Source organism: Streptomyces regalis (assembly GCF_001509475.1).
GTDB classification, from domain to species: Bacteria; Actinomycetota; Actinomycetes; order Streptomycetales; family Streptomycetaceae; genus Streptomyces; species Streptomyces regalis.
Genome location: NZ_LLZG01000396.1, coordinates 15414 through 29541, shown reverse-complemented (window position 1 = coordinate 29541; position 14128 = coordinate 15414). Strand labels below are relative to the sequence as shown.

General features: G+C 71.1%; 10 protein-coding genes and 1 tRNA gene. 5 read left to right on the top strand and 6 right to left on the bottom strand.

Translation table 11 applies throughout. The annotated features are described in order from the left end of the window. Position 1: 1 nt before the first annotated feature. Entirely contained in the window at positions 2-1699 is a 1698-nt protein-coding gene (locus ADL12_RS42110) for a thiamine pyrophosphate-binding protein (RefSeq protein WP_062713389.1), read from the bottom strand. Between the two features lie 145 nt (positions 1700-1844). On the opposite strand from ADL12_RS42110, the gene sucC reads away from it, so the two are divergent. The 5 genes from sucC (at position 1845) to ADL12_RS42085 (ending at position 6677) form a co-directional block, all read left to right on the top strand. Next, on the top strand, positions 1845-2978 hold the full coding sequence (gene sucC / locus ADL12_RS42105) for an ADP-forming succinate--CoA ligase subunit beta (RefSeq protein WP_062713387.1): 1134 nt from the start codon (positions 1845-1847) through the stop codon (positions 2976-2978). A 14-nt stretch (positions 2979-2992) separates the two neighbouring features. Then, complete coding sequence (sucD, locus tag ADL12_RS42100; protein WP_062713385.1) at positions 2993-3910, top strand: succinate--CoA ligase subunit alpha; 918 nt, start codon at positions 2993-2995, stop codon at positions 3908-3910. Positions 3911-4019: 109 nt separating this feature from the next. Next, complete coding sequence (locus ADL12_RS42095; protein WP_062713383.1) at positions 4020-5561, top strand: aldehyde dehydrogenase family protein; 1542 nt, start codon at positions 4020-4022, stop codon at positions 5559-5561. A gap of 218 nt (positions 5562-5779) precedes the next feature. Then, positions 5780-5864: transfer RNA gene (locus ADL12_RS42090), tRNA-Leu, on the top strand. 207 nt (positions 5865-6071) lie between these two features. Next, a complete protein-coding gene (locus ADL12_RS42085; protein ID WP_062713405.1) occupies positions 6072-6677 on the top strand; it encodes a response regulator transcription factor in 606 nt (201 codons plus the stop codon). Between the two features lie 29 nt (positions 6678-6706). Here the strand turns inward: ADL12_RS42085 and ADL12_RS42080 are convergent, their stop codons facing one another. The 5 genes from ADL12_RS42080 to ADL12_RS42065 all read right to left on the bottom strand — a co-directional run bounded on the left by ADL12_RS42080 (position 6707) and on the right by ADL12_RS42065 (position 13831). Then, complete coding sequence (locus ADL12_RS42080) at positions 6707-8473, bottom strand: ATP-binding cassette domain-containing protein (protein ID WP_063806806.1); 1767 nt, start codon at positions 8471-8473, stop codon at positions 6707-6709. Then, positions 8470-10266 (bottom strand): ABC transporter ATP-binding protein, encoded by a 1797-nt coding sequence (locus ADL12_RS42075; RefSeq protein WP_079052573.1) that lies wholly within the window; start codon positions 10264-10266, stop codon positions 8470-8472. Before ADL12_RS42075 ends, ADL12_RS42080 begins: the two co-directional genes overlap by 4 nt. A 106-nt stretch (positions 10267-10372) precedes the next feature. Continuing rightward, entirely contained in the window at positions 10373-10486 is a 114-nt protein-coding gene (locus tag ADL12_RS57400; RefSeq protein WP_107120165.1) for a SapB/AmfS family lanthipeptide, read from the bottom strand. Between the two features lie 6 nt (positions 10487-10492). Then, positions 10493-13105: a class III lanthionine synthetase LanKC gene (gene lanKC / locus ADL12_RS42070; protein ID WP_062713381.1), complete on the bottom strand. Its 2613-nt coding sequence runs from the start codon at positions 13103-13105 to the stop codon at positions 10493-10495. Between the two features lie 270 nt (positions 13106-13375). Further along, positions 13376-13831: a MarR family winged helix-turn-helix transcriptional regulator gene (locus ADL12_RS42065; protein ID WP_244188254.1), complete on the bottom strand. Its 456-nt coding sequence runs from the start codon at positions 13829-13831 to the stop codon at positions 13376-13378. Between the last annotated feature and the right edge of the window lie 297 nt (positions 13832-14128).

Sequence of the window (14128 nt, the reverse complement as noted above, 5' to 3'; positions counted from 1 at the left end):
CTCACTTGTACATGGTCTGGTTCATGGTTCCGGGGGCGTACGCGTCGGGGTCGACCCACACGTTGATCAGTGACGGCTTCCCGGACTCGCGGGCGCGCCGCAGCGCGGGGCCGATGTCGGCGGGGTCACGGACCTCCTCGCCGTAACCGCCCAGCATCTGCGCGAACTTGTCGTAGTGGACGTCGCCGAGGGTGTTGCCGACCCGCTCGCGCTCCTTGCCGTACTTGGCGGCCTGGCCGTAGCGGATCTGGTTCATCGAGGAGTTGTTGCCGACGATGCCGACGAAGGGGAGGTTGTAGCGGACCAGAGTCTCGAAGTCCCAGCCGGTGAGAGAGAAGGCGCCGTCGCCGAAGAGTGCGACGACCTCCTTGTCGGGCCGCGCCTGCTTGGCCGCGAGCACGAAGGGAACGCCGACGCCGAGCGTGCCGAGGGGGCCCGGGTCCATCCAGTGCCCGGGCGACTTGGGCTGCACGACCTGCCCGGAGAAGGTGACGATGTCGCCGCCGTCGCCGATGTAGATGGAGTCCTCGGTGAGGAAGTCGTTGATCTCGCTGACCAGCCGGTACGGGTGGATCGGTGAGGCGTCCGACTTCAGGCTCGGCAGCCGCTTCTCCAGGGCGGTCTGCTCGGCCGCGCGCAGCTCGTCGAGCCACTCCTTGCGCTTGGACGCACCCCCGTTGCTGTATCCATGAAAGGCGTGCCCGGAGGCCGCCTCGGTCACCGACTTCAGCACCAGGCCGGCGTCGCCCACGATCCCGAGGTCGATGTCCCGGTTCTTGCCGACGGTGCGGTAGTCGAGGTCGATCTGCACGACGGTCGCGTCCGGCGACAGCCGCTTGCCGTAGCCCATGCGGAAGTCGAAGGGCGTGCCGACGATGACGATGACATCGGCGTTGGAGAAGGCGTATCGCCGGGACAGCTGGAAGTGGTGCGGGTCGCCGGGCGGGAGCGTGCCGCGGCCGGCGCCGTTCATGTACGCCGGGATGTTGAGGGTGCGGACGAGTTCGATGGCCGCCTCGGTGCCGCGCGTCGTCCACACCTGGCTGCCCAGCAGAATGGCCGGCTTCTCGGCGTGCACCAGCAGGTCGGCGAGCTTCTCGATGGCCTCGGGATCGCCGGCCGAGCGGGTGGAGGCGCGGTAGGCGCCCTGCTTGGGCACGCGCGCCTTGCTCACCGGCACCTTGGCGTCGAGGACGTCGCGGGGGATCTCCAGGAAGGAGGGCCCGGGCGCGCCGTGGTAGCACTCGCGGAACGCCATCGACACCATGTCCGCCGCGCGCGCCGTGTCCGGCACGGCCGCCGCGAACTTGGTGATCGGCGTCATCATGTCGACGTGCGGCAGGTCCTGCAGGGACCCCATCTTGTGCTGGGTGAGGGCGCCCTGACCGCCGATGAGCAGCATCGGTGACTCGGCGCGGAAGGCGTTGGCGACACCGGTGACTGCGTCGGTGGTGCCGGGACCCGCGGTGACGACCGCGCAGCCGGGCTTGCCGGTGATACGGGCGTAACCGTCGGCGGCGTGGGCGGCGACCTGTTCGTGGCGGACGTCGACGACCTCGATGCCCTCGTCGACGCAGCCGTCGTAGATGTCGATGATGTGGCCGCCGCACAAGGTGTAGATGCGGTCGACCCCCTCGGCCTTCAGCGCCTTGGCAACGAGATGACCACCGGAAATGACGTCCTGGGTGTCGTCGGGCATGGCGAAGTCCTGTCCCTTCGTAGGGGGTTGGAACGGCTCTCGCGGTACATTGCATACAGTCGACGAATACTGTATGAACCTTGTTATCCCGCATCCGATGGGTGGTGTCCAGGGGGCGTGCGGCACTTTTGAGTCAGGAGCCGGAATGGACCTGTACGAACACCAGGCAAGGGAACTCTTCGAGGAACACGGCATCTTGGTGCCGCGGGCAGAGGTGACGGACTCACCCAAGGAAGCCCGTGAGATCGCGCGTCGGCTCGGCGGCCGTGTCGTGGTCAAAGCGCAGGTGAAGACCGGTGGCCGCGGCAAGGCGGGCGGTGTGAAGCTCGCCGCGGACCCCGCGGCCGCCGAGATCACGGCACGTCAGATCCTCGGCATGGACATCAAGGGCCACACGGTCGGCAAGGTGATGCTGGCCCAACCCGTGGACATCGAGGCCGAGTTCTACGTGTCCTATGTACTCGACCGCGCGGCCGGCCGTTTCCTCGCCATCGCCTCGGCCGAAGGCGGCATGGAGATCGAGGAGGTCGCGGCCGGTCGGCCCGAGGCCGTCGCCCGTATCCCCATCGATCCGGCCGACGGCGTCACCTCCGCGAAAGCGGGCGAGATCGCCGCAGCGGCCGGACTGCCGCCGCAGACCGTCGACGTGCTCGTGCGGCTGTGGGAGGTGCTGGTCCGCGAGGACGCCCTCCTTGTCGAGGTGAACCCCCTCGTCCGCACCAAGCAAGGGCAGATCCTCGCCCTCGACGGCAAGGTCACCCTTGACGACAACGCCCGCTTCCGGCAGGCACGTTGGGGCGCCGACGACGTGGAGCACGACGACGCGCTGGAGGCGGCGGCAGCCGCCAAGGGCCTCAACTACGTCAAGCTCGACGGCGAGGTCGGCATCATCGGCAACGGCGCCGGACTCGTCATGTCGACCCTCGACGTCGTCGCGGGCTGCGGCGCCCGCCCCGCCAACTTCCTCGACATCGGCGGCGGGGCATCGGCCCAGATCATGGCCGACGGACTGTCGGTCATCCTCTCCGACCCGGCCGTGAAGTCGGTCTTCGTCAACGTCTTCGGCGGGATCACCGCGTGCGACGCGGTCGCCGACGGCATCGTGCAGGCCCTGGACGCCGTCCAGTTGACCAAGCCGCTCGTCGTACGCCTCGACGGAAACAACGCCGACCGTGGCCGCGCCATCCTCGACGACCGCGCCCACCCCCTGGTCCAGCAGGCCACCACCATGGACGGCGCCGCGCTGCGGGCCGCCCGACTCGCCGTCGCCACAGCCTGAGGAGACATGACGACATGGCCATCTACCTCACCAAGGAGAGCAAGGTCCTCGTCCAGGGCATGACCGGCGGCGAGGGCATGAAGCACACCCGGCGCATGCTCGCCGCCGGCACGAACGTCGTCGGCGGCGTCAACCCGCGCAAGGCCGGCCGCACCGTCGACTTCGACGTCCCCCAGTGCCTTAAGGGCCTGGGAGGTACCCCCATGGCCGTCCCCGTCTTCGGCTCGGTCGCCGACGGCATACGCGCCACCGGCGCCGACGTGACCGTCGTCTTCGTGCCGCCCGCCTTCGCCAAGGCGGCCGTCGTCGAGGCCGCCGATGCCGGCATCGGACTCGCCGTCGTGATCACGGAGGGCATCCCGGTCCACGACTCCGTCGCCTTCACCTCGTACGCGAAGGCGCGCGGCACCCGCATCATCGGCCCCAACTGCCCCGGTCTGATCACCCCCGGCCAGTCCAACGCGGGCATCATTCCGCCCGACATCACCAAACCCGGCCGCATCGGACTGGTCTCCAAGTCCGGCACGCTCACCTACCAACTCATGTACGAGCTCCGCGACATCGGCTTCTCGACCTGCGTCGGCATCGGCGGCGACCCGGTCGTCGGCACGACCCACATCGACTGCCTGGCGGCCTTCCAGAACGACCCCGACACCGAACTCATCGTCCTCATCGGGGAGATCGGCGGCGACGCCGAGGAGCGCGCGGCCGCGTACATCCGCGACCACGTCACCAAGCCGGTCGTCGGCTACATCGCCGGGTTCACCGCACCCGAGGGCAAGACGATGGGGCACGCGGGCGCGATCGTGTCCGGCTCGTCCGGTACGGCTGCGGCGAAGAAGGAGGCGCTGGAGGCCGTAGGGGTGGGAGTTGGCAGTACGCCGACCGAGACCGCGCGCCTGGTGCTGGAACGCCTGGAAGCACACGCGTGATGTCACTCACGGTTGACGCGAGGTTGCTTTCGGGAGTCACTGCGCCTCGCTAGCTTCCGCCCTGGCCATGTACGACCGCCCCCGACTGTGCACCGAGAGCGGAGACCCGATGGCAACCACCCTCACCCTCAAATCAGGCACCTCCTGGGCCGAGGCCTGGCAGCGCTGCCTCACCGTCGCCCCCGAGGCGTTCCGGGACGACCGTGTCCTCAACCTCTGGAACTCCACCTGGCAGGCGGACGGCCGGGCCCTGCCCGCCACGAGCCCCGTCGACGGCAGCCCGATCGCCGGCCCGCCGCGCCTGGACCCCGCCACCGCCCACCAGGCCGTACGCGCCTCGCTCGACCAGCACCGCGCCTGGCGGCACATCCCGCTGGAGGAGCGCCGGGCCCGCGTCGCGGCCACCCTCGACGCCCTGACCCAGCACCGGGAGCTGCTCGCGCTGCTCCTCGTCTGGGAGATCGGCAAGCCCTGGCGGCTCGCCCGGGCGGACGTCGACCGGGCCATCGACGGCGTGCGCTGGTACGTCGACGGCATCGAGCCGATGGTCGCGGGCCGGGCCCCGCTGGACGGTCCGGTATCCAACATCGCGAGCTGGAACTACCCGATGAGCGTGCTCGTTCACGCAGTGTTGGTACAAGCACTGGCAGGCAATGCGGTCATCGCCAAGACCCCGACCGACGGCGGTGTCGCCTGTCTGACCCTGGCCTGCGCGCTCGCCGCCCGCGAGGGAATTCCCGTCACCCTCGTCAGCGGCAGCGGAGGCGAGCTGTCCCAGGCGCTGGTGCGGGCGCCCGAGATCGGCTGCGTCTCCTTCGTCGGCGGCCGCGACACCGGCGCCGCGGTGGCCACGGCCGTCGCCGACCTCGGCAAACGACACGTACTCGAACAGGAAGGACTCAACACCTGGGGCATCTGGAACTACACGGACTGGGACGCGCTCACGGCGGTCATCCCCAAGCTCTTCGACTACGGCAAGCAGCGCTGCACGGCGTACCCGCGCTTCGTCGTCCAGCGTGAGCTGTTCGACGAGTTCCTGGCCGCATACCTCCCTGCGGTACGCACGCTGAGGGTCGGTCACCCCCTGGCGGTCGACAAGCGGGACGCCCCGTACCCGCAGCTGGACTTCGGGCCGTTGATCAACGCCGCCAAGGCGAAAGAACTCCAGGACCAGGTCGCCGAGGCGATCGACCGCGGCGCCGTCCCGCTGCACCGGGGCAAGCCGACCGAGGCCCGCTTCCTGCCCGGCCAGGACACCTCGGCGTACGTCCAGCCGGTCACGCTGCTGAACCCGCCCCCGTCCTCTCCGCTCCACCACGCGGAGCCATTCGGCCCGGTCGACACGATCGTCCTGGTCGACACGGAGGCAGAGCTGCTGGCGGCGATGAACGCGTCCAACGGCGCGCTCGTCGCCACGCTGTCCACGGACGACCGGGCGACATACGACCGTCTGGCCCCGCAGATCCGCGCGTTCAAGGTCGGCCACGGCACACCGCGCTCCCGAGGCGACCGCGACGAGCTGTTCGGCGGCTTCGGCGCGTCCTGGCGCGGCGCGTTCGTCGGCGGCGAGCTGCTGGTGCGTGCGGTGACGCAGGGGCCGGCGGGGGAGCGGCTGCCCGGGAACTTCCCGGACTACCACCTCATGTCGTGACGGCACCCGGTGGCGCCCGCTGCGCAGGGGCGCCACCGGCCGATCTCACCCGTACGTGACCATGGGATCACGTGAGGTGAAGCCCCTCGAAGAGCCTCCCGTCTAGGCTCGCTTCGGCCGTCAGGCGGACGGATATGCAGGTGAAAGGCACTCCGAAACCTTGGTATTGTTGTCCATGTCGCCGCCGGGAAGGCCCCCGGCAAGGCGGCAGACACCTAGTCCGGGTGGCGGAATGGCAGACGCGCTAGCTTGAGGTGCTAGTGCCCTTTATCGGGCGTGGGGGTTCAAGTCCCCCCTCGGACACAGAACAGATCAACAGATCACTTCCAGCTCATACGGATCGAGGGTTACCTCGGTCCGCATGAGCTGTTTTGTGTGCCGGTCGCCGTACGGCATGACGGGGCGGCTCCCGGCAATTAGGTCGACAGGTGGAGATACTTCGTAAGGCGCGTCGGAGTGTCCGGGGCGTGCTGCGTCATGGAGGCCGCGTCCGGCCGGGTAGGAGCGATGTTGATCCGTGTTCTTCTCGTCGAGGAGGCAGACCTGGTGCGCGGGGCACTCGCCGCCCTGCTCGCACGTGAGAAGGACATCGAGGTGGTCCCGGCGTCGCCGGAGCACAGCCAGACGGTCGTGCAGGCGCTGTCGTACCGGCCCGACGTGGTCGTCATCGACATCGACGGTGATGAGGACCGGGCCCTGGGTACCTCCCAGGAGCTGGCCACCCGGCTGCCGGAGTGCCGGACCCTGCTGGTCGTCGGGTCGGCGACCCCCGAGTATCTGCGGCGGGCGCTGGCGCGTCGCGTCGCGGGCCTCATCGGCAGGAACAGCCCCTGCGACATCCTGCCCCAGGGGGTCCGCAGGGTGGCGGCGGGCGAACGGTTCATCGACCCGGCCCTGGCAGTGCTGGCGCTCTCCTCGGAGGAGAATCCGCTGACCGGGAGGGAGCTCGAGGTGCTGCGGCTGGCGGCGGACGGCACGCCCACGGGTGAGATCGCCGACCGGCTGTCACTGTCCGTGGGAACGGTCCGCAACCACCTGAACGCGGTCTCCAGGAAGGCCGGGGCGCGCAACCGCATCGACGCGATCCGGATCGCCCGGGAGTCGGGCTGGCTGTAGGTGGGATTGCTGGCGCGTCCGCGCACGTATCAGCGTCGGACGTCGGTCGCCATCTGGTCCCAGTGGCCGATCAGATCGCGGTACAGGGCGCAGTCGGCCAGCAGCTGGTCGTGGGTGCCGAGGCGGCAACGCGGGCCGTCCATGACGAGGACGAGGTCGGCACGCGAAGCGGAGCTGATCCGGTGGGCGCAGACGATCAGGGTGGCCGGGCGGCCGGCGAAGGCCCGTTCGGCGACCGCCTCGGCGGCCGGGTCGAGGTGGCAGGTGGCCTCGTCCAGCAGGACCAGCGGGGCGGGCGGCAACAGGGCGCGGACGAGGGCGATCAGCTGGCGCTCACCGGCGGACAGCAGGGCCGGGTCCACCTGCGCGTCGTAGCCACCGAGGCGTTCGACGAGTGCGCCCGCGCCGATGGCGCGGACCGCGGCGTCGAGGTCGGGCGAGGTGGCCGCCGGGTGCAGATAGGCGAGGTTCTCGCGCAGGGTGCCGGCGACGACGTACGCCTCCTGCGGGATCAGCACGCGGGACCGGGAGAGTCGGTCGAGGTCCAGGGCGCGGACCGGGACACCGCCCAGGTCCACCTGGCCGACCTGCGGTTCGAGCACCCCGGCGATGAGCGCGGTGAGCGTGGACTTGCCCGCGCCGCTGGGGCCGACGACCGCCAGGTGGGTGCCCGACGCGAGGGACAGGTCGAGATCCCGGACGACGGGTTCCGCGGAGGGGGCGTAGCCGAAGGTGACGCCGTGCAACTCGACACGGCCGTCCCGGGGAAGTGTGCCGCCCGGCGTTTGTGCCGTTGCTGTCGGCGGTGGGGTTGCGGCTCGGGGCGGCGCCGCCCCCGCCGCCCCCGGGTCGGCGGCCTCCAGGATCCGGCCGAGTGTGACCAGCAGCCACAGCCCGCTGCCCCCGAGCCCCTGGACGAAGCCACGCAGCGCCGGTTGCAGGCCCTGCGCGACGTAGGTCAGCGCGCCCAGGATCGCGCCGGCCGTCACCCCGTCCCGCACCAGCCAGGGCGCACCGGCCAGGATGAGCACGATCGGCAGCCAGCCACCGACACCGAGCGCGGCGGTGCGCAACGCGGTGAGGCCGGCCAGGGCGCGGGCCGCGCTCGCCGCTTCGTCGATACGGGCGCCGGCGCGACGGCGTACCGTCGCCTCGGCGCCGCACGCCGTCACGTCCCGCAGTCCGCCGGCCACCGTGGACACCTGCTCGGCGATGGCCTCGTCGGCGAGGACGACCGCCCGCTGCCGGGCCGCCATCGCCCGCAGGGCCATGAGGAAGAGGGCGAGCCCGGCCGCCAGGGGCGGTACGACGAAGAGCAGGAGGGCCGGATCCAGCGCGGCGAGCCCGAGCAGCACGCTCACCGCCGTGACCACGAAGCTCTGTACGAACAGCACGACCGCTCCGTACGACTCGCGAGCGATCTCCACCTGTTCGGTCAGCCGTGCCACGCCCGCCGTGTCGGCGCTCTGCCCGACGCGGGCGGAGCGGTGCAGTGTGCCGGTGGTGACGAGCGTGACCAGGTCGTCGCGGAACGGCTCGACGACTCCGGCCAGTTGGAGTGTGGCCTGCCGGGTGCCCCAGGCGCCGACGAGGACCGCGCAGGCCAGCAGGCCGAGCCAGCCGAGGCCCTCGGCGGTGCGGTCGGCGAGGAAGCCGTCGTCGACGGCGCGGGCGACCAGCCAGCCGGACAGCAGCGCGGGGACGGCCTCGACCAGCGACCAGCCGGTGAGTCGTACGAACTCCCGGCGCCGTGTGCGCAGCGTGGAACGCAGCAGCGCCCCGGGCCGCGGGCTCACCACACGCCTCCGTCGTATTCCGGTGCCGGTTGCGTATGCAGGTCCGGGTGCTGATCCGGCTCCGAACGCGCCTCCCCGTCACCCTCCGAATCCGGCTGGAACACCGCCCGATACCCGTCTTCCGCCCACAGGTCCCGATGCGTCCCGACCCCGCGCACCCGGCCTGCGTCCAGCCAGACCACGAGGTGCGCGCCGGCGGCCGTGGAGGCGCGGTGGGTCACGACGAGTCGGGCCCGGCCGGCGAGGGGCCCGGTGCCGGTCAGGGCCTGGCTGATGTGGTGTTCGGTGACGGTGTCGAGGCTGGCCGCCACGTCGTCCAGGACCAGGAGGCGGCCATGCGGTGCGGACTGGACGAACGCGCGTGCCAGGCCGATGCGCTGGTTCTCGCCGCCGGACAGTGGCGCACCGGTGAGCAGGGTGCCGTAGCCCTCGGGCATGGTCCGGATGAAGGCGTCGGCGCGTGCCGCGACGGCCCCCGCGCGGATCTCCGCACCCCCAGGTGTGCGCGGCCCGAATCCGATCGCGTCGGTGAAGGTCTCGCCCAGCAGCACCGGGCGTTCGAAGCCGTAGGCGACGGCGCGCCGCAGCTCCGCGCGGTCCACGTCGTACAGCGGCACTCCGTCGAGCCGTACCTCGCCCTCGTCCGGGTCGGCCAGCCGACCGGCCAGCGCGGCCAGCAGGGACTTGCCGGATCCCGAGCGTCCTACGACGGCGGTCAGCGCGCCCGCCGGCAGGTCCAGGTCGACGCCGTCCAGCGCGGCGTCGCCCTCGGCGGTGCGTACCGTGACCCCGCGAAACTCCAGCCGCCCGCCACCCCCGCGGGGCAGGCGCGCGCCGCCGTACGCGCCCGTGGGCTCGCCCAGCACCTCGGCGATCCGCCCCGCGGTGGCGCGTGCGAAGGCCAGCCGGTTCATCGAGGTCACCAGCGAACTCACCCCGGTGGCCAGGACCACGTACCCGCTCGCGGCGAGCATCTGACCCGGTGTGATGCGGCCCTGGACGAGCCCCAGTCCGGCCACAGCCAGCACGGCGACCTCCAACAGGGGGACGATCACCGCGTCCCGTGCGGAGACCCGGGCGTACGCGCGCCACATGCCGAGGCCGTGGCGGTGCAGTTCGGGCAGCGGCCCGAGTACCCGCTCGGCCTCGCGGGTCGTGGTCCCGGCGGCCGTGATGGTGCGGATGCCGGTGAGGGCGTCGACGAGCCGGGAGGCGATGCGGCCCTGCACGGCGAAGTAGCGGTCGTTGAGGTCGGAGACGTCGCGGACGAAGGCCCGGACCACCAGGGCGACCAGTGGCAGTCCGGCCACGAAGGTGAGACACAGCCACGGGTCGATGAGGGCCAGGGCCACCACGGCCCCGACCGGGGGGAGCAGTTCGGTCACTGCCCACACCAGACCCGAGGGGGCGCTGCCGGCCCGGGCGGTATTGCCCACCAGGCGGGCCACCAGGTCGCCGGGGGTGTGCCGGCGGGCGGCGAGGGCGCCCAGGTCGAGGACATGGCCGAGCAGGGTGTGCCGCAGCCATGCCGTGCACCGGGCGTTGGCCACGGCGCCCGCGTAGTCGTCCGCGGTGTCGCAGACCACCAGCAGGGCGACCGTGACGGCGGACAGGGTCAGCCACAGTCCGGTGTCGCCGCGCCCGAGCACGGCGTCGACGCTGCGGCCCATGACGGCCGGAAGGAGCACGTAGGTCCCTGCGAGCAGCAGGGACGCGGCGGCCTGGGCCCCGCCCCACGCACCGCCTCGCCGGACCGCCGTCAGTAGGAGACGGTCCGCCGCGCGTCGGTCCACCGGCTGCTCCCGTCGTCGTACGGTTCCAGGGAGAGGGGCGGCAAGACCCCGAAGAGGGCGGGGGCACGTTGGAGTGCCCCCGCCATAGCGGTGAGAGGCCGATCTCCTAGCAGAAGATGACGCTGAGCCCGCTGCAGGCCTTGCTTGCCCGGCTGCCCGGCGGACGGTGGTATCCGGTCTCCGACTCGATGGTCAGGCCCTGTAGTTCGAGGAGCGACATATGTCCTCACCTCCTCTCTCGTACTCGTGTGGGGACGGGGAAGTCAGGAGCGGTCAGGTTCGATGTCAGGAACGGCAGTCCGGTGGGCGGGGAGCGGAATACGGAGCCAAGGGCGATGAGGATGCCCGCGCCTCCGGTGGCCAGGTCCATGGACAGCCGCATCAACTGCTCGCCGGGGAAGGCCAGTCGGCCGTCGAGTAGGCAGGCGTGGCGGGCCAAGCGGCGTATGTGGTCCGCGATCACGGGCTCCCGCTCGGCGGCCGTGCCGGGCGGGTGTGCGCGGCTGAGGTGGAGGATCATCCCGGCGACGCCGTCGAAGAGCCCGGGTTCGATGTAGAACGACGCCCTGGCAGCCTTGCGGATCGCGTCGGCGGCGTCCGAGAACTCCCCGTCCGCGCGGTGGGCCAGGTAGTCCTCGAGGACCATGCCGATGCCCACGCTGCCGTCGGCGAGATAGGGCATGGTGCGCCAGCCCTCGTTCACCTCCATCGCCCCCTCCTCGCGCACGACGCAGCGACGCAGGTCCTGGCGCAGCGCGGTGGCGGCCAGGTCGAGGAGTGCCGGATCACCGCTGTGCTCGTACAGGCGCAGGAACAGCAGGGCGGGCCCGGACGATCCGTACATCAGCCCGGCTCTCGGGTGGACGCCGCCGCTGGTCTGCGGCACGCCGTCGGCCGGCCCCAGGCGGTCGGCGACGACTTCCGCCACGCGGCACGCGGCGTCACGGCAGGTGGCGTCGCCAGTGGTCGTCGCGAAGTGCAACAGGTTGAGCCCGATGCCGGGCAGGCCGCCCTTGAGGTCGAGTGCCAGGGTCTCCCAGCGTTCGCCCAGGCACATGTCGAGGACCTTGACGGCCTCCTCGTGGTGCCCGAGGTGTTCCAGGACGAACGCGACGCCGTGCAGACCGTCGTAGAGGCCGAGGCGGGTGCCGGAATCCGGGACAAGGGCGTGCCGGATCAGCCACTCCTCGTGGTCGGGATGGCGTCCGGCGCCCGTCACGTCCAGCGCGTACAGCACGCCTGCCGCGCCGTGGGCCAGGTCGAGACCGCCACCCGTGACGGTGAACTGCTCGATGTCGCCGGGGAAGAGCCGGTCCTGCCGCTCCGGTGTGGCGGCGGCCAGGATGGCGGCGACGATCGAGTGCCGGGCGCGCAGCCAGCCGGAGTGGTCGGGTTCCAGCCGAGGTTCGTCGTCCGCCCCGGCGGCCGTCCCACCGTTTCCGGTGACCGTGCGGACGGCCTCGTCGAGGAACCGGGCGGGGACGGGGAACAGCCGCGTGGCTTCCCTGGCGAGCTGTCCGGCCTTGCTGCGGTCCAGTTCGATGAGGCTGGTCAGCGGCATGAACAGGGAGATTCTCAAGCAGGCCAACGCGTATCGGTCGATGTCGAATCCGGTGGCCTCCCTCGGCGCGACGAAGCCCGGGGCCGCGAGGACCTGGTGCCGGGCGAGCGCCACGTCCGACGCGCCCTCGAAGTCGATCAGTGCCACCCTGCCGTCGGGGCGGACCAGGACGTTGTACGCGTGCACGTCCCCGATCACCATGCCCCGCTTGTGGACTTCCGCGACCGCGTCCTCCACTTGCCGGAGCATGTCGAGGGCCCAGGTGGTGTAGTCGGCGAAGGCGGCCGGGTCGGGGTCGAGCGCGGTGAGCGGCCAGCGCTTGACGATCAGCGTGTGCAGGGGCGTCCCCTCGATGAACTCCTCGACGAGGAAGTGGTGACCGCCCAGTTCGAAGTGATCACGGAGCGCGGGGACGCAGGGCAGGCCGCTCAGCCGTTCCAGGGCTTCCCGCTCATGCGTCAGCCGGGCGACGGCGTCCGCCCCGTCCGGTGTGAGCCCCGCGTGGGGCCGGGCCTCTTTGAGTACGACGTGTTCCTGTGTGCGCGTGTCCACACCGGCGTACAGTCCGCCGCCATTGGAGAAGTGCAGCGCCTTCTCGATCCGGTACGGCAGGTCGGCGACGGTGGTGCGCCGGCTCTCGGCGAGGTGGGGTTCGAGGAACGCGGGCAGCCGCACCCACTCCGGCACCTGGAAGGTCGGTCCGCGCACATCGGGCACCAGACGCCCGGAAGGATCCTCCACCGCCTGCTCCACCTCACCGTCGGCCGACATGCAGTACCGGCCGGAGAAGGCCCCGTACCGAACGTAGAGCGGACCGTTTCCCCAGCGCAGGTCGCTGAGGATGTACGGTCCCGCCTGGCCGTCGAGGAGGGCGCCCAGCTCGGTGAGCACGCGCTCACACTGGGCCTCGTCCACGGGGTAGACGGTCACGAACTTCCCGCTGGACCCGCGGTGGGCGTATTTCGCGTTGGTGAGGAACAGGGCCTCCTTCGCCGGGAGGAACTTGAAGGCGATACGGCGCGGGGCGCAGTAGTCCCACACCACGTCCAGGATCGTCTGCGCGTTGTCCAGGCACGCCGAGACGTGGATCTTCCATCCCTGTGGCGGGAGCGTCGTGTCGACGGGACGGTAGACCACCCAGTCGCCGAGTTCCTCGCGCGTCCACGATGCGGGGGGCCGACGCAGAGTCTGACAAAAGCGGCCACGCGTCCGGCCGTGGGACGGCGTGTCGTAGAAATGCGGGTGAGTGAGGCAGTACACCTCGTACCGCTTGTCCACGGAAAGCCTCCAGTCGGGGGTGCTCTCCTTACTCAGCGGTGCCTCGCCGCGCGACGGGGCGGGAGCGCGGGGGCAGGCAAAATGTACTGACTCGGACCGCCTGACCGGCGCCTATCACCTACCACGATGGCAGAACAGGTGACCACGAAACATCGTTCGTCTGTCACCGGAAGAGTGTGGGATTCGCATGGCCGGCCTGTGCGAATCGCACACTCCATAGAGCTGCTCTACCGACTCCTGACCGGAAACGCCGGGTGGCGTCCGACCTCGTCAGTCGTGGTCGGGCGCCGCCGCGCTCAGTGCGGTCGGGTCCGCGTGGTCCGTGTCGTTCGCGGTCCTCGGCCAAGGGCGGCCGGTGATGCGCTCGATGTCGGTGTTGAACTGCCGTAGGTCGGTGATGAACCGGTCCAGCCGCTCGGGCGTCCAGTCGGACACGACCGTGGACAGGCCGGTGACGATTCCCTCGCGCTGTTCCGTGAGGAGCCTGAGGCCTCCCTCGGTGATGCGGAACTTGCGGGCCACTCCGCCGTCCGGGTCGAGCGTCCGCTCCACCAGACCGTTGCGCAGGAGGGCGGAGGTCTGCCGGGTGAACGTCGACGCCGCCAGTCCGAACGCCTCGACGAAGTCCGGGATGGACATCGGTCCCTGGGCCTCGAGCCTGGTGAGGAGCACGTAGGCGCTCTGGTCCAGCGGGTCCCCGCCGCGCGGGCCCCGGGGCGCCCTCATCTCCCTGTGGCGGGTGAGGATCAGCAACTCTCGCTCGATGCGCTCTTCCGCGGCGGACCTGCACGCCGCCACCCGCGAGGCGGCGGCCGTCTGCCCCGCGGCCGCCATCACCATCGACGACGACGCGTAGCAGTGCCTGTCCTCAGCGGCAGGAAAATCACGTGCTTGAACCTGGCCCGGCTCCCTAGACTCACCACGCCATCACGCGCCGCCCACCGCTCGGCGGCGCGTCGTCGTGACGAGTCGAGGGGAGCCGGGCCGTGCGTGACCGCACCGCTGTCGTCGTCTCCCCCTGCC

Coding starts and splice junctions, on each gene's coding strand:
- ADL12_RS42110 (WP_062713389.1), bottom strand. CDS start 1,699: ATGCCCGACGACACCCAGGACGTCATTTCCGGTGGTCATCTCGTTGCC.
- sucC (WP_062713387.1), top strand. CDS start 1,845: ATGGACCTGTACGAACACCAGGCAAGGGAACTCTTCGAGGAACACGGC.
- sucD (WP_062713385.1), top strand. CDS start 2,993: ATGGCCATCTACCTCACCAAGGAGAGCAAGGTCCTCGTCCAGGGCATG.
- ADL12_RS42095 (WP_062713383.1), top strand. CDS start 4,020: ATGGCAACCACCCTCACCCTCAAATCAGGCACCTCCTGGGCCGAGGCC.
- ADL12_RS57400 (WP_107120165.1), bottom strand. CDS start 10,486: ATGTCGCTCCTCGAACTACAGGGCCTGACCATCGAGTCGGAGACCGGA.
- ADL12_RS42065 (WP_244188254.1), bottom strand. CDS start 13,831: ATGAGGGCGCCCCGGGGCCCGCGCGGCGGGGACCCGCTGGACCAGAGC.